This is a genomic window from Rothia sp. (in: high G+C Gram-positive bacteria), assembly GCF_015265375.1.
In the GTDB taxonomy this organism is placed as follows: Bacteria; Actinomycetota; Actinomycetes; order Actinomycetales; family Micrococcaceae; genus Rothia.
The window spans coordinates 22,768-41,862 of record NZ_JABZXW010000012.1 but is presented as its reverse complement, the minus strand read 5'-3'; the positions used below and the strand labels follow the sequence as shown (position 1 = coordinate 41,862).

Below are 19,095 nucleotides of genomic sequence, written 5' to 3'. Positions count from 1 at the left end.
GTTCTATCCAAAGCCGCCGCCTTAATATTTTTACGCAGTATTTTTATGCCGAACCTTTAGAGCTCAGTGATTTCTTCTGCCACCGGGCCGCTGTACTCGGTGGGTAGCTCGGTGGGTACACCGGTCACGATGCTGACCACAGTGTTCAAAACCTGCTGTACGGACTTCTCACCCACCCACAGGTGCTTGCATCCCTCAAAGGGAATCACCTGAGTGCGCGGTACAGCCGCGAAACGCTCACGCGCCGCCGGAGGCTGCAGGTAGTCGTCGTGCTCAGGCACCAGCGCGTACAGCGGGTTCGAGATCTTGTTCCACTCGTCCAGCTCAGCCGGGTGCACGCGGTGCAACGGCGGGGAGAGCAGAATAGCGCCGGTGAACTCATTCGCGTATTCGGGCGCGTACTTGAGCACCAGCTCGGTGCCGAAGGACCAGCCGACCAGCCAGGGGTTCGGCAGGGCGCGCTCGCGCACGAACTTCAGGATTGCGTCGAAGTCCTTCTTCTCGGCAAAGCCGCCGTCAAAGACGCCTTCGCTGGTGCCGCGAATCGAGGAGGTACCGCGAGTGTTGAAACGCAACACCGCAATGTTCGACAGCGCCGGCAGGCGGAAGGACGCCTTCTTGTACACGTGCGAGTCCATGTAGCCGCCGTGGGTGGGCAGCGGGTGGAAGGTCACCAAGGTTGCCTTGACTTCACCTTCGGGCAGGGCAAGTTCACCGACGAGGCGCTTGCCGTCCGCGGTGGTGACGGTGAAGTTCTCGCGGCGTGCAGGAAGCACGGTACGTGCCTTAATGGGGGTGGGTTCAGCGGCGGTGCTGAAGACGTAGCGGGCGGGATCGAATTCCTGCTCGCGGGTGATATCGGCGGTGTTGCTCATTGCGTTCCTTCAAGAAATGGATTCGAGAATGTAGTCTGGTCGAGAATGTAGTCTTGGGCTGCACCTTATGTGCAGTGTTCAGCCTATTTGCGGCGGATTCGCCAGCAGTGCTGATGCCAGTGCCTGCGCTCATCAATGGCGCGGCTACGTCCCATCGTGTGGCTTTCTTGCCACACCACCAGATGCGCTGTTCTGGGCGGAATCGGGCGGTAGCATTCGGGGCAGGTGTAGGTTTTTTGGGCGTTGACGGCGGGAATGTATTGCACCAGCCAGTCACCGTATCGGTCACGTTCCAATCTAGGCGCAGGGTCGAGGATCCTGCTGATATCACGCCCTGCGGGTGCTTGACGGTGCCACTTATCGCTGGTGGTGCCGGATGCTCGCCTGCCGGGATGATTCTTACGTGCCATGAGCCCTATTCTACCGCGCCGCTCAGCTATCTCTACCTACCGGCCCTGCCACTGTTCGCTCTGCGCTCTTCCTCACGCTGTGCTCTTCTTTGCCCCGTACTCTTCTTTGTCCTACGCTCTTCTTTGTCCTGCGCTCTTCCTCGCGCTGAGGCGGCAACTCCCCCGCCCTGTACCGCGCCCCCCTACTGTGCCCCGTACCGCGGCCTGTACCAAGTACGGGTTCCCTAGCTCATACCCTCACCTGCTAGAGCCAAACACTCGTACCTGCTAGAGTAGACGGATGCGTATTGTCATTGCTGAATGCTCCGTAGATTATGAGGGCCGCCTCCGCGCCCACCTGCCCCGCGCTACCCGCCTGCTGATGGTCAAGAATGACGGCTCCGTCCTCATTCACTCCGACGGCGGTTCTTACAAGCCTCTGAACTGGATGAGCCCTCCCTGCTCCCTGCTGGTGGCTGAGCGTGAGGACGTTCCGCAGAGCATCCGTGAGGACCTGGAGTCTGATGTTCAGCAGCTGTGGACCGTTCAGGCGGCTAAGAGCGATGACCGCCTCATGATTCGTATCTACAAGATTGAGCACGAGTACACCACCGACCTGGGTGTTGACCCCGGCCTCATTAAGGACGGTGTGGAGGCTGATCTGCAGCGTCTGCTTGCCGAACAGATCCACACTCTCGGTGAGGGCTATTCGCTGGTGCGCCGCGAGTACCCGACCGCTATCGGTCCGGTAGACATCATGGCGAAGGATGCGCACGGCGTCTCCGTGGCGGTCGAGCTCAAGCGTGTGGGCGATATTGACGGTGTGGAGCAGCTGACCCGTTACCTGGAGCTGCTCAACCGTGACCCGCTGCTGGCTCCGGTGCGCGGCGTGTTTGCGGCACAGACGATTAAGCCGCAGGCACGTACCCTGGCTGAGGACCGCGGTATCCGCTGCGTGAGCCTGGACTACGACGCGATGCGCGGCGTGGACGACTCCGCTGACCGTCTGTTCTAGCTGACCGTCTGTTCTAAACGGCTCTAGGCTAAGCAGCTGCACATAGCTTGAGGGGCGCCTCCCGACCATGGGAGGCGCCCCTTTTCAGCCCATCATCTTTCTGCCCGCGCTCTTTCGGCGCACGCGTTCTTTCTGTGCACACTCTCGTTCTGCGTAAACAATCTACCCCCGGATACACCAATCGCCGGTGCCCCTCCCCTTTCAGGGTGGAACACCGGCGAGGTGTACACAGTGGCTAATTCCCGCTGAGGGGAACCAGCTTTAGATCTGTGCGTGCTTTGCAACGATGGTCACGTGATCGTTCGAGACGGTCAAGAAACCTGCGTTGAGGATGGTCTTAATGGGCTCACCATCAACGGGTTCAATGAGCAGCTCGCCGTCCTGTGCCAGCAGCGTGCAGGTGGGGATCATGCCCGGCAGGATGCCGAGGTCACCGCTGACGGAGCGTGCACGAACGTACTTCGCTTCGCCAGTCCACACGACGCGTTCGCGGGAAACAACTTCAACTTTCAGAGCCATGATTACTTAGCTCCAGTCTGTGCCTTGATTTCCTCGTAGCGGCGCATAACGTCGTCCATACCACCAATGTTGTAGAACGCCTGCTCGGGGATGTGGTCGACATCGCCGTTGCAGATCATCTGGAAGGACTCGATGGTGTCCTTCAGCGGAACGGTCGAACCCTCGACACCGGTGAACTGCTTTGCAGTGTAGGTGTTCTGGGAGAGGAACTGCTCGATACGACGTGCACGTGCCACGACGATCTTCTGCTCCTCGGAGAGCTCGTCCACACCCAGAATCGCGATGATGTCCTGCAGTTCCTTGTTTTCCTGCAGAATAGCCTTCACACGAATTGCGGTGTCGTAGTGCTCCTGACCGATGTACTGTGCGTCCAGAATTCGGGAGGTGGAGGACAGCGGGTCAATTGCCGGGTACAGACCGCGCGATGCGATTTCACGAGAGAGCTCGGTGGTCGCATCCAGGTGCGCGAAGGTGGTTGCCGGCGCCGGGTCGGTGTAGTCATCCGCAGGCACGTAAATTGCCTGCATGGAGGTGATGGAGTGACCGCGGGTGGAGGTAATACGCTCCTGCAGCAGACCCATTTCGTCCGCCAGGTTCGGCTGGTAACCCACTGCGGAGGGCATGCGGCCCAGCAGGGTGGAAACCTCAGAACCTGCCTGAGTGAAACGGAAGATGTTGTCGATGAACAGCAGCACGTCCTGGTTCTGAACATCGCGGAAGTACTCCGCCATGGTCAGACCGGTCAGTGCCACGCGCAGACGGGTTCCCGGGGGCTCATCCATCTGGCCGAACACAAGAGCGGTGTCCTTCAGAACGCCTGCTTCTTCCATTTCGACCCACAGGTCGTTACCCTCACGGGTACGCTCGCCAACACCGGTGAACACGGAGGTACCACCGAAGTTACGAGCCACACGGGTAATCATTTCCTGGATCAGCACGGTCTTACCCACGCCTGCACCACCGAACAGACCAATCTTACCGCCCTTGATGTAGGGGGTCAGAAGGTCGATGGACTTAATACCAGTCTCCAGCATTTCGGTGGAGCCTTCCAGCTCTGCGAAGCCGGGAGCGGCACGGTGGATCGGCCAGTAGGTGTCAGCCTTGATCTCGGAGTTCGGCACGTCGAGTGCGTCACCGAGAACGTTGAAGATGTGGCCCTTCACGCCGTCACCAACGGGGACGGAGATCGGTGCGCCGGTGTCGACTACAGCCTGACCGCGGACCAGGCCGTCAGTCTGCTGCAGGGAGATAGCGCGAACGATCGAGTCGCCCAGGTGCTGTGCGGTCTCGAAGGTGATGGTGCGGGTGCGACCGTCGAGGGTCAGCTCGGTGGTCAGAGCGTTGTAAATCTCGGGGACCTGACCGGCGGGGAACTCGACGTCGACCACGGGGCCGATGACGCGGGCAATACGACCCGTTGCGCCCTGAGTCGGTGCGGAGACCGATTCGTTGTAGGTGGCAGTCATATTTCTCACTTACTTAGAAAGTTTGGACAGTTGATGGCTTCGTTGGCGTACAAGTACTAGGAGCCGAGGGCGTCTGCGCCGCCCACGATTTCGGAGAGCTCCTGAGTAATTTCCGCCTGACGTGCGTTGTTCATCAAACGGGTGTACTTGGTAATCAGCGTCTCAGCGTTGTCACCTGCGGTCTTCATCGCGCGCTGGCGGGATGCCAGCTCACTTGCTGCTGCCTGCAGGAGGCAGGAGAAGATACGCGATGCAATGTAGCGCGGCAACAGCGCGTTGAGCACTTCCTCGGCGGAGGGCTCGAACTCGAAGGATGCCGCCTGCTCGTACTCAGCCTTGGTCAGTTCCTGGTCGGGAACGATTTCCTCGCCCATAGCCTTTGCGTCACCCACGTGGATGGGCAGCAGGCGCAGGATCTTGGGTTCCTGAACAACCATCGACTTGAACTCGGTGTATACGATGTGCAGTTCGTCCACGCCGCCCTCTTCGAAGGGCAGGTCGTAGGCTTCGAGCAGCGCGTCACGAATTTCGACGGCAGTTTCAACACGAGGTGCATCGGTGTGCCCCTCCCACGCACGGGCGTAGGGGCGCTCACGGAACTCGAAGTAAGCCTTTGCCTTACGGCCAACCAGGTACAGCTGTACCTCCTGGCCGTTAGAGCGCAGCCTCTCAATCAGAGATTCGGTACGACGCAGGATAGCGGAGGAGTACGAACCTGCCAGACCGCGGTCACTGGTAACAACCAGGATTGCGGAGCGACGGTGTTCGTAGGTTCCGAACTCGTGCGGCTTGTGAATCAGCGGGTGCTTAATACCGTGCTGAGTCGCAACCGCAGTCACCACGCGGGTCAGAGCGTTCGCGTAAGGGCCGGCTGCCTGAGCAGCGTTACGAGCCTTGTTAATGCGGGAGGTCGCGATCATCTCCATCGCCTTGAAGATCTTCTTCATAGACGACGTCGAAGCAATCTTCTGTCGGTAAACCCTAATCTGGGCTCCCATAGAGCTTCCTTTCTCCTTGCTTTCTGCCCCGCCCCAGCCTCATAGCTGAGGCGGGGAGAAGGCGAGGACTAATCGCTAACCGATGGTTTCCTGAGTGATGTCGCTATCGCGAGCTGCCTTGTGCTCCTCGTGACCTGCGTCGACGAGGTGGCTGCTGCCCTCAGACTTGAAACCCTGCTTGAAGTCAGCAACTGCGGACTTCAGAGCTGCAACGGTGTCATCCTCAAGCTTGCCGGAGGAAGCGATATCGGTCAGTACCGAGGTCTTGTGACGCAGGTACTCGATGAAGCCTTCCTCGAAGCGCAGCACGTCGGAAATCTCGATGTCGTCGAGGTGACCGGAGGTACCAGCCCAAATGGAGACAACCTGCTCTTCAACTGCGTACGGGGTGTACTGCGGCTGACGCAGCAGCTCGGTCAGGCGAGAACCGCGGGTCAGCTGTGCCTTGGTTGCATCGTCCAGGTCGGATGCGAACATTGCGAACGCTTCCATCGAACGGTACTGTGCCAGCTCCAGCTTCAGGGTACCGGAGACCTTCTTCATAGCCTTGGTCTGTGCGGCACCACCAACACGGGAGACGGAGATACCGACGTCGACTGCCGGACGCTGGTTAGCGTTGAACAGGTCGGACTGCAGGAAGATCTGGCCGTCAGTAATGGAGATGACGTTGGTCGGAATGAAGGCGGAAACGTCGTTTGCCTTGGTCTCAATGATCGGGAAGCCGGTCATCGAACCTGCGCCGAGGTCGTCGGAGAGCTTAGCGCAACGCTCCAGCAGGCGGGAGTGCAGGTAGAAGACGTCACCGGGGTATGCTTCACGTCCCGGCGGGCGGCGCAGCAGCAGGGACACAGCGCGGTATGCTTCTGCCTGCTTCGACAGGTCGTCGAAGATGATGAGGACGTGCTTGCCACCGTACATCCAGTGCTGGCCGATAGCCGAACCGGTGTAGGGTGCCAGGTACTTGAAGCCTGCTGCGTCAGATGCGGGAGATGCCACGATGGTGGTGTACTCCAGCGCGCCGCGAGTCTCAAGGGTGTGGCGGACAGCTGCAATGGTGGATGCCTTCTGGCCAACAGCCACGTAGATGCATCGAACCTGCTTGTTGGGGTCACCCGAAGCCCAGTTGTCCTTCTGGTTCAGAATGGTGTCGATCGCAATAGCGGTCTTACCGGTCTGGCGGTCACCAATGATCAGCTGACGCTGACCGCGACCAATCGGAATCATCGAGTCGATTGCCTTCAGACCGGTCTGCAGCGGCTCGTGAACCGACTTACGCTGGGTCACGCCGGGAGCCTGCAGCTCCAGTGCGCGGCGACCTTCAGCCTCAATGGGGCCCAGGTCATCGATCGGGTTACCCAGGGGGTCAACAACGCGACCGAGGTACGCGTCGCCAACGGGCACCGAGAGGACCTCACCGGTGCGGTGTACGACCTGGCCCTCTTCAATACCGGTGAAGTCACCCAGGACGATCACACCAATATTGCGGGTATCCAGGTTCTGTGCGAGGCCGAGGGTGCCGTCTTCGAAACGAAGCAGCTCATTCGCCATAACCGAGGGAAGGCCCTCGACACGAGCGATACCGTCGGAGGCCGATACAACTCGACCCACCTCAACACGTTCTGCATTGCCGGGTTCGTAAGACGCTGCAAACTCGTTCAGCGCATTACGGACATCTTCGGCATTGATGGTCAGTTCGGCCATCTTGTGTCCCTGCTCTCTCATTGTGGTTGCGTTCCGTCAACGGAACCAACCGAAACTTGCAATTCGGGTTGAACGGGCGGGCAATGCCGCCGCTTCTGCGAAGGAGGCATCTGCCACGCACCCGCTACCCGAGGTATCTTCTAAATCACCGTTGCGACGAACGGTTCAGCGTCGCTAGCTTGAGCCGCTAGCCGATGGAACGAGCCAGGTCGGACATGCGGGTCTCGACGGTACCGTCGATCACCTCGTCGCCCACCTGAACACGCAGACCGCCCAGAACGGCGGGGTCCACCGAAACGTCGAGCTTCAGCTCACGGCCGTACACGGCGTTGAGCGTGCGACCGAGACGTTCAAGCTGTGCCTGCGACAGCGCAATCGCGCTAGTTACTCGCGCAATGTAACGGTTCTGTCGCGTGACGATGATTTCTGCGAACTCATCGGCTACCCGTGCAGCGTGACGGCCGCGGGGGTTGGAGCCAACTCGTTCGAGCAGAAGCACACCTTCGGCGGTGGTGGCGGGGCCACCGAGAGCCACGGCGAGCTTCTTCTTTGCTTCTTTGCTTGCCTGATGGTCGGACAGCGCTTCCTGCGCCTGAGCGTTGGAATCAACGGTACGCACAAAGGTGAGTAGTTCGTTGAGTACCTCGTCCAGGGCGTCCACGCCACCGCGAGACTGAGCCGATGCGGTCACGGCGAGCACTGCTGCACGCTCCAGGGCATTCGCCAGATCAGCATCATCGGACCAGCGCTGAGCCACCGCACTGGTGAGCACAGCCATAGCCTGAGAAGAGATCTTGCCGCCGAAGACGGTGTTAGCGATACCCTGACGTGCTGCTGCATCACGCGAAGAATCGGTGACAGCACGGCGCAGGGTGCCGTTGTGGTCGAGAACATCAACCACAGCGAAAAGCTCGCTCGCCAGGTTCAGGGGCTGCAGGGAAGCGTGAGCTTCCAGCACCTCTTCCACCTTGCTCAGTGATTCAGTAGATACTCCTGCCATTACCGAGCCGCACCTGCGTTCTGCTTCTCGGTTTCAAGGTCAGCAAGAAAACGATCTACCACACGGGCCGATCGCTCATCATCGTTGAGGGCTTCGCCCACAATCTTGCCGGCAAGGGTCGTAGCAAGAGTGCCAACCTCGGAACGGAGGGACACTGCTGCTGCCGCACGCTCTGCCTCGATAGCCTTTGCTGCATTATCGCTAATGCGCTGAGCCTCAGCGGTTGCACGCTCGCGAGCATCGGCAATGATTGCCTCGCCCTCTGCGCGTGCCTCTTCACGAATCTTCTGAGCCTCCAGTCGAGCGCTTTCGAGCTGCTGGGTGTACTCATCGCGAGCCGCTGCAGCCTCTGCCTGTGCCTTCTCGGCCTTGGCAAGGCCACCTTCGATTGCTTCCTTACGGTCCTGGTAGATCTTCTCGAACGCCGGGACAACGTACTTAGCAACGATGTAGTAGAGGATCAGGAATCCGATGAGGGTAATGACAATTTCCCCGACGTCGGGAATCAGGGGGTTCGAAGTTGCCTCCGCTCCCCCTTCGCTTGCCAGATAAATCATGGAGGGAATCCTGTTCTATGGGATGGGTCGTTTAGGATGTGGCAGAGCCGGTTACTTGATGAAGACGAGAACCAGGCCCAGAATTGCCAGCGCCTCGACCAGTGCGAAGCCCAGGAACAGCATGGGCTGCAGGGTCTTCTGGGACTCGGGCTGACGAGCAACGCTGGTCATGTATGCCGCGAAGATCAGACCCACGCCGATGCCGCCGCCAATAGCTGCCAGACCGTAGCCAACCGCAGTGATGGAACCAACCATTATTTTTCCTTTCAACAGTGTTCGACCGGGAACATACCCGGACCGAACAGAGTTTGATTTGAGTTAATAGCCCGCACAGTGAACGTGTGGGTTGCTTTATTCACGCCCAATGACGAACGCGAAAACCTAAAAAACTAGAGAGTTTAGTGTCCCTCGGAAACCGAGCCCTGCAGGTACACAGCCAGCAGCAGAGCGAACACATAAGCCTGGATGCACTGAATCATGAATTCCAGGAAGTACAGGAACAGGCCCAGAGCACCGGGAGCAATAGCAGCCAGGTAGCCGATACCACCCAGGGTCTCAACCATGTAGGTCACCATGCTGGATGCAACCATCAGCGCCAGGTGACCACCGAACATGGTCGCGAAGAGACGTAGCGCGTGAGTTGCGGGACGAATCAGCAGGTTCGAGAAGAACTCGATCGGGATCAGGATGGGGTAAATCCACACCGGCAGACCCGAGGGCATGGTGATGTCCTTGAAGAAGCCGCCCAGGCCCTTGCGCTTGATACCAACGCCAACCCAGGTCAGGTACGCTACGCCAGCCAGCGCGTAGGCGCTACCGGGGTGCGAGAAGGTGGGCAACTGAACAAACGGAATCGAACCGTAGAGGTTGTTCACCAGAACGAAGAAGAAGGAGGCGAACAGAATCGGCACGAACGGCTTGTAGTGCTGTACGCCCAGGGTTTCCTTACCGAGGGAGTTACGAGCAAACATGTAGCCGGACTCAGCGATGAACTGAGTCTTGCCGGGAACCATGGCGCGCTTACGTGCTGCGGTGAGGAAGAAGACCGCGATAATCACCACGGACAGCAGAATCAGTACGTTCTGCTTACCGAAAGCGAAATCACCAATGGTGAAGAAGGGTGGCAGATGCATGTCTTCGGGGGTCGGCGGCACATAGGCTTCCGCGAGGATCAACCCGTTCTCGATCAAAGCAAGTCCTTTCTTGCTACTAGTGGCTATCAAGAGCCCATGTCTGCCTATAAACGACTGACATGCTAACTACATGGATGAATGTGTGACCTGGCGGTCCGCGTTCAATGACCTAACGGTCTTTATTCTGCCTGGTCATGTGGGTAAAGACGAGGGTCAAACCTCCAATAGCGCCAATCAAGACGCCAACCCACACCAGCCAGGTGGTGGAGAAGACCAGGTCACCGAGGTAACCGATGCCTCCCCACACTGCTACACCGATGATCAGATAGAGAATCGACATGACTGCACCGGAGAGACCTCCGTCAGATACCAATTCTCCGGTGGTGCGGAGCTTTTTATCTCCGTCCCACCACTTCTTCTCTTCGGCCAAACGTTTTTCCTTTCAAACACCGATCGTGTTACCGACCATGGTCTTCCGAGTCGGTGTCGAAGTACAAAATTCTCAGTCGTGCGATGCTAACTGTTTCAATAACAATCCACAGAATCACGCCGGTACATGCGCCTGCGAGAGTCCAACCGTGCCTCAGATTCTCGGGGAACGGCACAAACATCAATACCAGACCGAGCAGAGCAATCTTCACGAGGTAGCTCACCACCAGCGATTTGGGTACACCCCAGTCGAAAATGGGAGCAACCAACATAACCAATACGCCCAGAGTGAAGCATATATAGATTATCAGAAAGCCCAATGTTATTCCTAGCGCGCCCACGGGGCCCGCAAACAGGTACGCACTCATCATACCGCCCAACCAAGCCAGCAGAGAGTAAGCCGATACCCTGTAGAACAAAAATTTCCAGGAAAGCTCTTGACTCTCGAAAGAAGAGGCCTTCAAACCTGCTTGAGCACGCTCTCGGCGGTGTTTCTGCTGCTTCTTGCGCTCCGCCGGCGGATACCACAGAACGTCCACCACGCGCCTCCAGAGAGGCTCTGCAGGAGCCTGAGATTTAGGCTGCTCAGAAGCCATTAGTGTTTCTCCCCACGGTTGCGATGAGAAGAAGGCTGAACAGAGGAGCGAGCAGCAGAAGAGCTATCTGCACGGTCTTTCACGGAATCCGGCATGATCGGCTCCGGATGCAGCGAGGTCGGCTCTACGTTCTCAGGAGTCGCCGGAACGCCAGTCGCCGAGGTCAAAGAGCCGGTAGCAGGCTCTGCAGTTGCCGACTTCGCCTTCGGCGCCGAACCCTTCGAATCCGCCGCAAAGCGCTTCGACAGGTCAATCGCAGAAGTAGGTGCCTCACCGCCAAAGAGCTGCGGCATACGCAGGTACACCACCAGCACGGCAAGAGCCACAAGAACCACACCAACAGCCGCCAGCACGGCGCCCGAAGCAAACAAATCAGAGGCAAACGCCAGCAGCACCCACACCAGAATGGTCGTACCGGTCACCACGGCGGTCGAACCAAGGTGGCTGAAACCAACATCCGTCAGACGCTGATAAGTGTGAGTACGGTGCGGCTTGTACCACTGCTCCCCCGCCATAAAACGACGGAACAGAGTCGTACCCGCGTCCGCCAGATACGTCATCAGCGGAGCAAAAGCCAACAGGAACGGAACATCCGCAAACCACGCGCCCACAGCCAACGTGCCCAGCGCCGCGCCCAAAACATAAGAACCCGCATCGCCCAAAAACACGTTCTTACCAGGGCGCACATTCCACGGCAGGAACGCCGCAAAAGCACCGGCAACAGCCACACCAGCCAAAGCCAGCCACGGAAGGTTCACCATCCAACCGGTCAGCGCATACGCCAAACCAGCCACCAGACCGTGAGCACCAGAAATACCGTTAATGCCGTCCATAAAATTCGCCACGTTAATGTAGCCGGCAACAAAAATCGCGCCCAGAATCAGCAGCAGAATGTTCGTGCCCTGCACCGTCGCAAAGCTCACGCTCACCAGTACGCCAATCACCAGCTGCAGGCCCGCACGACGCACAATGCTCACGCCGCGAATATCCTCAAGCCAGCCCAGGGCAAGAGCACACAGAATCGCCGCGGCAATCGTCACCGCCAGCTGCAAAGACTCAGCAGAACGGTACGTCCAGCCGAACAGGGTAGCCGCCACAAACGCCACAAAGGTCGCAGCCGCAGTCGCCAAACCCATACCGCGGTAGGTCGGAGCAGTATGCGAAGAACGCTCATTAGGAACATCCACCATGTTGTAGCGGTGCAAAATCGGGCGCACCGCAAACGGCAAAAGGGCACCCAAAACAAAAGCAAGAGCAAAAATGCTCAACAGCTCAGAAAAGGAGGTCATACCAGCTCCAAGGCATTGGCGCCGCTCCCCTGGACGCAAGCTCCAGAATTGCAGCTAAGGGACGATGTGTGCGTAGTGTGTGTGTGTGTTTACTTCGTATTCTATAGAACTCTTCAGTAGCCCGGGACTAAACATTACAGATTCTCTCCATACGTTCTGCATATTCTGCGTCCTGAAATGTTCTACACCCGAGAAAGAGAAAACACCGGATACCGCACCCGCCACGCAAGTGCAGCATCCGATGTCATTCCCTAAAGATTAGAACGTCTGCGCATCCGCCAAAGTACGCGGATCAGGGGCACGCTCCAGGCCATGACGCTCATAGCCACTGTGCTCCCGATAGTTCTGAATCCACAGCTCATAATCGAGCTCATCAGGGTCAAGCGCCGGAGCACTCGACCGGGAAATATACCGGTTCTCCTCACTAGGTACCAGCTTCTCGGTACCGCCGAAGAGAGCCTCATCCAGCTTCTCACCCTTGCGAAGACCAATCTCCTTGATCTCCACGTCATACCGCTCATACGCCTGGCGCATCGCCTTCGCAACGTCCAGGATCTTGACCGGCTGACCCATATCCAGCACCATGACCTCACCCGGGCGACCAATCGCACCGGCAAGCATCACCAGCAAGCAGGCATCGGTAATCAGCATGAAGTAACGGGTCGCGCGCTTATCCGTCAGGGTAATCGGACCACCCGAGAGGATCTGCTTCGTAAAGAGCGGCTTAATCGAACCGCGCGAACCAAACACGTTGCCAAAACGAACCGACACGTAGGTGTTGCCGGTCTTCTCACCAAAGTACGCAGTCAGACGCTCCGCCACACGCTTGGACTGACCCAGCGCAGTCTTCGGATCCGCAGCCTTATCGGTCGACACGTTCACGAAGGTCTTCACGCCCACCGCCTCCGCGGCACGCAGCACGTTCAAAGTGCCCAGGGAGTTCGTCTTCCACGCCTCCTGCGGGTACGCCTCCAGCGCCGACACATGCTTCAACGCCGCAGCGTGGAACACCACCTCGGGGCGACGCTCACGGAAAATCTCCAGCAGGTTATCGCCCTCACGAATATCAGCCAGAATGATGCGGTCATCGTCCAGGCTCGACTCGTGAGTAATCGAAACCTTCGTCTCCATCAGCAGAGTCTCATCATGATCAAGCATCATGAGGGTCTCCGGCTCAAACTCGCTAATCTGACGGCACAGCTCAGAACCAATCGAACCGCCCGCACCCGTAACCAGCACACGCTTACCGTGCAGGTACGAACGCAGAATATCGCGGTCAATATCGTAGTTAATCTCACCACGAATCACGCGCATCAGGTCGTTATCGCTCGCGGTAATCAGACGCTCACCCATCAGTCGAGCATTCGCGCTACTAATACGCTGAACCTCAACCTTAAGCTTACGCATGCGGTTGCAGAAGGACTCGAAGTAATCCTCCGACATATCCGAAATCGTCACCAGAATCTTACGGGTACCCGACTCACGAATCACCTGCTCCAGCTCGCGGTAAGTCGTAATCACCGAAATGCCGTGGAACTTCGTACCAGCCTTCAGCTGGTCATCATCGAAGACCGCAACCGGGCGAAGCTTCGCATCCTCATCGTGCAGCATCGAATCCATGACCATGCCGCCGATAAAGCCAGCACCGTACACAATCACCGGCTCACCGGTCAACTCACGCACAGCACCGCGCTCAGTGTAGACGCGCTTCGCCATGCGGGCGCCCGCCATCATAATCAGGCTAAATGCCGCCGCAATCGCAGGCACACTATGCGGAATATGCGGCAGACCCAACAGCTCATCCACAAAGGAGAAAGCAGTCAACGCCGCACCCGCGCTCAAAGCAGCCGCGCCGGCACGCCACGACTCGTCAAACGAACCGTACGAATACACGCCGTTATAAATCTTCACGCCCGCCAGACCAATGACCAGGTGCAGAACCACAGCCAACGTAGCGGTCATCGTCAACGACGCCGGGTGAATAATATCGAACACCGAACCGTTACTGAGCAGCACACTATAGCGGAGCATGTACGCAAACAAAACCGCCAGAACCCAGGCACTCGAATCAATCAGCGCCTGCGCAATCAGCCACCACGGCTTACGCTCATACAGGCGGTTCACCAGCATCGTGCCAGAGTCACCCTCCGTCACCATCGTGCCGCGCTGAGCTGCCTTCTGCATCACCACATGAGCGTGAGGTTTCAACTGAGCCACTACATGCCTCCTTCAGATGCGGTACCAGAAGAACGAGAAGAAGCACGAGCCGTCAAAGACGACAACGCACGAAACGCCGAACGGCGCGCCTGCTCAGGAACAAAACGGTACACACTCCGCACCGCCATATTCTGAGCCCACTGAAGCTTAGAAATACCGTGACCGGTGTACAGTCGACGCTGAATCGCCACATCCTGCAACCAGGCGTCCACTCCCCCGCGCTTCGTGTACGCGCCCGCACCCACGCGGTAACGCACCAGAGCCTCAGGGATATTACCCAGACGATAGCCGGCATCGCGCAGACGCATCCACAGCCACCAATCCTCAGCGCCGGGCACGAACTCGTAACCGCCCAGCTGCTGCACGGCACTCTTCACGAACGCCACGGACGGGTGATAAATCGGGTTACGCGAATCCATCGCGCTGAGCAGACGCGCAGAATCAACAATCGCCTCGCGGGTCGACTCCACCGAAGTATTGCTCTCATTCACCTCAAGCATGGCAGAGCCCAGCACCGTGTAGCCGCCCTGCACCAGGGCAGGAATCAGACGCGCAAAACGAGTCGGCTCAGACAGATCATCAGAATCAGCACGAGCAACCAGCTCATACAAACACGCCTGCAGACCGGCGTTCAGCGCCTCCGCCAAACCAACATTCTGAGCCAGATCCACCACCTGAATCGGCGGGCAATCCAGATTCTCGGCGCGTTGAACCCAGCGGTCCACCACGGCATCCAGCTCGGGGGCCAGCGGACCATCCTTCACCAAAACCAGCTCGGAAGGACGCACCGTCTGGTTCAGCAGATTCGACTCCAACGCCTGATCCAGATAGGAGGGGTTCTCCTTCGCGTACACGCTCATCAGCACCGAAAAATCGGGTACGGAGCTCACGCAACCGCGCGCCTTCTCAGAATCAGCGTGACTTTCAACGGATGCAGGCACGCCGTAGCGGCCGGGGAAAGTCAGCGGGTAAATGCCCTCAAGCACCTGAGCATTCGGGCGAGGCGCACGCAAACCATCACGCACACCATTGAGGAAATACCCCAGGTAGGTTCGGCGGTCATCAGTACGCAGAACAGTAGAAATCCACAGGCGCACCGACGAGCCACCGTAGAGCAGCTTCTCCAGCGGGTTCAGGGTACGCGAACGGGTAAAGACCCACAGCTTATTGCGCACATCGTTATAGAAACGCGGCCCCGGGTCAGCGTTCGTTGTACCAAAAGTCTTCGTGTGGTGCTTAGCCACCGAAGAAGGCACCGCAATGCCGTCACGGTGATGAATCAGACGAGTCGAAAACTCGAAGTCATCATTCCAAATAAAGAACTCAGCAATCGGCAAACCACCATTACGGCGAATAGCCTGCGCATCCATCAGAATCGACACGAACGAGGCGCTACGAATCGGGCGGGCACCCACAGCCTGCGCACGAGCATGACGCTGCTGACCCGCCGCAAACATCGTGCGCGGAGTGTTCATCGGGTGGTCCTCGCCGTTCGTCCACACCACACGAGATGCCACCACCGCGGGGCGCTGCGAAGGCACCGGCGAATAGTTCAGCCAGGCGGCAACCGCCTCCGACAGGGTATTCTCGGTTGGCTCGGTGTCATCATCCATAACCCACACCAGGTCCGGGTTGTGGCGTTCCAGGGCACGGTCAATGCCCACCGCAAAGCCGCCAGCACCACCCATGTTCTTCTCCAGGCGGATGCAATCCACCGGCAGCTCATAGTCCAGGGTGCGCAGATACTCGGCGGTGCCATCCGTGGAGGCGTTATCAACAATCACCACCGCCGTAGGCACGCGCTCACCCGAAGCGATACCAGCCAGGGTCTTCGGTAGCAGGTCCTCGCGGTTATAGGTCACCACCACGGCAACCGTGCGGGGGTACTCGTTCAAAGAATCGCAAGATGAAGACTGATCGGAAGAAGGCTGGGCAAAAGCGGTCACGTCGCTGTACTTTTCTGCCATAAGTTCTCCCTCCACGGCGCGATGCGCCTGAATCAGCCGATACGCGATATACCCATACCGAACTGGGCGCTTGTGGTGTTTCTCGCGCCCGCGGTATTCAACCGTGTGGATATATCACTCAAAGAAAATATTCTACCTGCGGTCTCCACTAGAGAGTGAACCATCACCCCAAAAGGCGCACTTTATGACAAATAAACAACCGAATTCAGTTGATTTATCCGCATAGCGGACGTACCGGCACACCCAGTTTTGGGTATCCATCAAGCTACCAGCTTCACAGCCTGTGTTTGCGCTGTGCACCCCGTGCGAAAAAACGACCAGAGACCGAATAAAACCCCACAAATTCCCCATAAACTGTTCAAATATGGGAAAGTTGAAATGACCCCATTTTTCCCCGCAACGTACGCGGGCTCGTGAGAGGTAAAAGAGATGTCCGAATCCAAGTGGAAAGTCATTGGCGCCAGCGGCTTCGTTGGTTCCTCCATCGTCGCGCGTCTGAACGCAGAAGGTATCAGCGTCGACCCCATCGAGGCACCTCGACTCGCAACCCGCGCCCTCGACGTAGACAGCATCATCGACGAAGCAGACCAGCTTGAAGGCATCATCGACTCCCTCGCAGAAGCCTTCGCCGGCGCGCAGGTCGTCGTCAACGCGGCGGGCCTCGCAGCACCCAATATGCAAGATCTGCCCCCGCTCGTCGGCGCAAACGCCCTGCTTCCCGCCGTAATCGCCATCGCCGCGCAGCGCACCGGCGTGCGCCGCGTCATCCACCTCTCCTCCGCAGCGGTACAGGGCCCGCGCCTCGTGCTGGATGATTCCGAAGAGACCAACCCGTTCAGCGCCTACTCCTTCTCCAAGGCGCTCGGCGAAGAAGCACTGCTCGATCTGCAGGACTACTTCCTCGACGAACACCCCGAAAGCGCACCCGAACTGTGCATCCTTCGCGCAACCAGCGTGCAGGGCCGAGGCCGACGCACCACCGAACTCTTCGCCAAGATAGCCTCCTCCCCCTTCGCATCCGTTGCGGGTGCAGGCACCGGCAAGTCCCCGGTCTCCAGCGTGCAAGCCCTCGCAGAATTCGTAGTCATGCTCGGCACCTTCCCCGGCGAACTACCCGCCATCGTGCTACAGCCCTGGGAAGGCGCAACCGTCGCCTCCGCATCCGTGGATGCTGGTCGCCGCCACCCGCACCGCCTGCCCGAGTGGCTCTGCCGCGCGGCCGTCAAGGCGGGCTACACCGTCTCCGAACTAATGAACGACAAGTTCGCAGGATCCGTACGTAAGGTCGAGGTCATGTGGTTCGGCCAGGGCATCGACGACTCCTGGGCACGTGACAACAACCTTCTGCCCACCCCGCGCGTGCGTGAAGTACTGCGCAACGCCCACACCGCGCTGGGTAAGAAGAAGGACCGCCGCTTCGACAAGAACTAGGTAGCGTACGTGCGCCCCTAGCAGCGCACAACCTGAGGCACGCAGCCCAGGAGCGCATAACCTGTAGGACTCATAACGAAAGGGAACCCCCGATATATCTGAACGATATATCGGGGGTTCCCTATACGTTTTTATGCTCCGAGCTTTATAACTCGCAGAGGTTTAGAGGTGATCCTCCGGGGCGTCCTTCTGCTCGGTCTTTGCCTCAGACTCAACCTTTGCCTCAGCTTCAGTCTTGGTAGCCTCAGTCTTAGCTTCTGCCGACTTAGCCTCATCCTTAGAGGCAGTCTCAATCTTCGACGCGCCAAAGACCAGCGCGCGAGCAGTATCAGCAGGAACTGGGTGAGTCTGCGGCTCATCCGCACGAACCGGCTTCGGAGTGTTGTCACGGTAGCCGCGCGAACGCTCCTGGTCCACGCCAGTGCTGAAAGCAGAAGACAGAGCCGAAGTAGCGCCCAGCAGGGACGCAGCGACAGAACCGGCCACCGGTGCCGAAGCGCGACGAGCAGGCTCACCGCTCACAGTGTGGGTGCTGTCCCACTGCTCGTACGCTTCATCCAGGTCAGCCTGCTCATCCAGAGCACGCTCAGAAGGAGTCGACTCAGACGACGCGGAAGAAGCAGCCTCAGCTTCCTCAACCTTACGAGCCGCCTGCTCGTCAGCCTCCGCACGAGTCAGAATGGTCGGAACGACCTCGCGCAGCTCCTCCACCGAAATTGCGCCCTCACGAACCACCACGTAGGGGAAGGAAGTGCAATCCAGAATCGTGGACGGTGCCGGGTCACGCTCAGTCACCACAACCACGCCGTCCTCATTCGGCTCAGACTCAAGCGGCTTAGGACGAGCGCCACCGTCAATCACCACAGCAACGTCCTCGCCCAGAGAATCCATGGCGGTCTGTGCGTCCAGTGCGGCTTCCTGACCGGTCTTGTTCGCGCTCGAAACCGCCAGCGGACCGTGCTCAGTCAGCAGCTTCAGGGCGAACTCGTCATCGGGAACACGCACGGCAACAGTACCGCGGGTCTCACCCAAATCCCAGCTCAGCGACGGGTACGCGTGAAGAATGATAGTCAGCGCGCCGGGCCAGAAGCGACCACCCAGATCGTAAATATCGTCCGGAACGTCGTCGACCACGCCAGCGAGCGCAGCAAGATCAAAGATCAGCACGGGCGGCGGCATGGTGCGGTCGCGGCCCTTATCTGCCAGCAGCTTGGCAACGCCCTGATGCGAGAAAGCATCGGCGGCAATACCGTAGACGGTATCGGTGGGCATCACAATCGTGTCGTGCGCCTTCAGCGCCTCGCGGGCAGCTTCGATGGCCTCGCGGGTCTCAGTTTCAGTCGTTACGGGGTACAGCTTTGCAGTCACGGGTCTTATTCTCTCATGTTTTTCTGGATGCGGCGAGGCGCCGGCATCCACAACGCGCCATGTGGAAGCGTTCTTCCGAGCGTTCACCATATTTCGCCGGCTCTGAGCCTGCTGCGGAGGCGGACGCGTTGCCTTCACGCAGCCC

Annotated in this window: 18 protein-coding genes; 2 read left to right on the top strand and 16 right to left on the bottom strand. The window is 58.7% G+C overall.

The features are described from left to right. Positions 1-56: 56 nt before the first annotated feature. Positions 57-875, bottom strand: coding sequence for an alpha/beta hydrolase (locus HXO69_RS03115; RefSeq protein WP_219101654.1), 819 nt, complete (start codon positions 873-875; stop codon positions 57-59). A gap of 83 nt (positions 876-958) precedes the next feature. Further along, entirely contained in the window at positions 959-1,285 is a 327-nt protein-coding gene (locus HXO69_RS03110; RefSeq protein ID WP_083303621.1) for an ATP/GTP-binding protein, read from the bottom strand. A gap of 280 nt (positions 1,286-1,565) precedes the next feature. Between HXO69_RS03110 and nucS the strand changes: the two genes are divergently transcribed. Then, positions 1,566-2,279, top strand: coding sequence for an endonuclease NucS (gene nucS / locus HXO69_RS03105; protein WP_219101655.1), 714 nt, complete (start codon positions 1,566-1,568; stop codon positions 2,277-2,279). Positions 2,280-2,540: 261 nt separating this feature from the next. On the opposite strand, the gene HXO69_RS03100 is transcribed toward nucS, so the two are convergent. The 13 genes from HXO69_RS03100 to HXO69_RS03040 form a co-directional block, all read right to left on the bottom strand. After that, the gene (locus tag HXO69_RS03100; RefSeq protein WP_049340652.1) at positions 2,541-2,798 is read right to left on the bottom strand and encodes a F0F1 ATP synthase subunit epsilon; all 258 of its coding nucleotides are present in this window, start codon (positions 2,796-2,798) and stop codon (positions 2,541-2,543) included. A gap of 2 nt (positions 2,799-2,800) precedes the next feature. Then, complete coding sequence (gene atpD, locus HXO69_RS03095) at positions 2,801-4,264, bottom strand: F0F1 ATP synthase subunit beta (RefSeq protein WP_005507810.1); 1,464 nt, start codon at positions 4,262-4,264, stop codon at positions 2,801-2,803. A gap of 56 nt (positions 4,265-4,320) precedes the next feature. Then, on the bottom strand, positions 4,321-5,262 hold the full coding sequence (locus HXO69_RS03090; protein WP_049340654.1) for a F0F1 ATP synthase subunit gamma: 942 nt from the start codon (positions 5,260-5,262) through the stop codon (positions 4,321-4,323). Between the two features lie 75 nt (positions 5,263-5,337). After that, positions 5,338-6,963, bottom strand: coding sequence for a F0F1 ATP synthase subunit alpha (gene atpA / locus HXO69_RS03085; RefSeq protein ID WP_296545246.1), 1,626 nt, complete (start codon positions 6,961-6,963; stop codon positions 5,338-5,340). A 187-nt stretch (positions 6,964-7,150) separates the two neighbouring features. Further along, entirely contained in the window at positions 7,151-7,963 is an 813-nt protein-coding gene (locus HXO69_RS03080) for a F0F1 ATP synthase subunit delta (RefSeq protein ID WP_049347483.1), read from the bottom strand. Beyond that, positions 7,963-8,520 (bottom strand): F0F1 ATP synthase subunit B, encoded by a 558-nt coding sequence (locus tag HXO69_RS03075; RefSeq protein ID WP_049326923.1) that lies wholly within the window; start codon positions 8,518-8,520, stop codon positions 7,963-7,965. Before HXO69_RS03075 ends, HXO69_RS03080 begins: the two co-directional genes overlap by 1 nt. 51 nt (positions 8,521-8,571) lie before the next feature. Next, positions 8,572-8,775 (bottom strand): ATP synthase F0 subunit C, encoded by a 204-nt coding sequence (gene atpE, locus HXO69_RS03070; RefSeq protein ID WP_005506461.1) that lies wholly within the window; start codon positions 8,773-8,775, stop codon positions 8,572-8,574. A 143-nt stretch (positions 8,776-8,918) separates the two neighbouring features. Next, positions 8,919-9,710: a F0F1 ATP synthase subunit A gene (atpB, locus tag HXO69_RS03065; RefSeq protein WP_049347485.1), complete on the bottom strand. Its 792-nt coding sequence runs from the start codon at positions 9,708-9,710 to the stop codon at positions 8,919-8,921. A gap of 112 nt (positions 9,711-9,822) precedes the next feature. Further along, a complete protein-coding gene (locus HXO69_RS03060; protein WP_049347487.1) occupies positions 9,823-10,083 on the bottom strand; it encodes a hypothetical protein in 261 nt (86 codons plus the stop codon). 28 nt (positions 10,084-10,111) lie between these two features. Continuing rightward, positions 10,112-10,678: a hypothetical protein gene (locus HXO69_RS03055; RefSeq protein WP_052265079.1), complete on the bottom strand. Its 567-nt coding sequence runs from the start codon at positions 10,676-10,678 to the stop codon at positions 10,112-10,114. After that, a complete protein-coding gene (locus HXO69_RS03050) occupies positions 10,678-11,967 on the bottom strand; it encodes a glycosyltransferase family 4 protein (protein WP_049358658.1) in 1,290 nt (429 codons plus the stop codon). The genes HXO69_RS03055 and HXO69_RS03050 overlap by 1 nt, the downstream gene beginning before the upstream one ends. Positions 11,968-12,225: 258 nt before the next feature. Continuing rightward, entirely contained in the window at positions 12,226-14,184 is a 1,959-nt protein-coding gene (locus tag HXO69_RS03045; RefSeq protein WP_200963170.1) for a polysaccharide biosynthesis protein, read from the bottom strand. Beyond that, complete coding sequence (locus HXO69_RS03040; protein WP_296545238.1) at positions 14,184-16,151, bottom strand: glycosyltransferase; 1,968 nt, start codon at positions 16,149-16,151, stop codon at positions 14,184-14,186. The genes HXO69_RS03045 and HXO69_RS03040 overlap by 1 nt, the downstream gene beginning before the upstream one ends. Positions 16,152-16,580: 429 nt before the next feature. Between HXO69_RS03040 and HXO69_RS03035 the strand changes: the two genes are divergently transcribed. Next, positions 16,581-17,582 (top strand): NAD(P)-dependent oxidoreductase, encoded by a 1,002-nt coding sequence (locus HXO69_RS03035; protein WP_296545236.1) that lies wholly within the window; start codon positions 16,581-16,583, stop codon positions 17,580-17,582. 162 nt (positions 17,583-17,744) lie between these two features. On the opposite strand, the gene HXO69_RS03030 is transcribed toward HXO69_RS03035, so the two are convergent. Continuing rightward, positions 17,745-18,950 (bottom strand): L-threonylcarbamoyladenylate synthase, encoded by a 1,206-nt coding sequence (locus HXO69_RS03030; RefSeq protein WP_049352981.1) that lies wholly within the window; start codon positions 18,948-18,950, stop codon positions 17,745-17,747. Positions 18,951-19,095 lie beyond the last annotated feature (145 nt).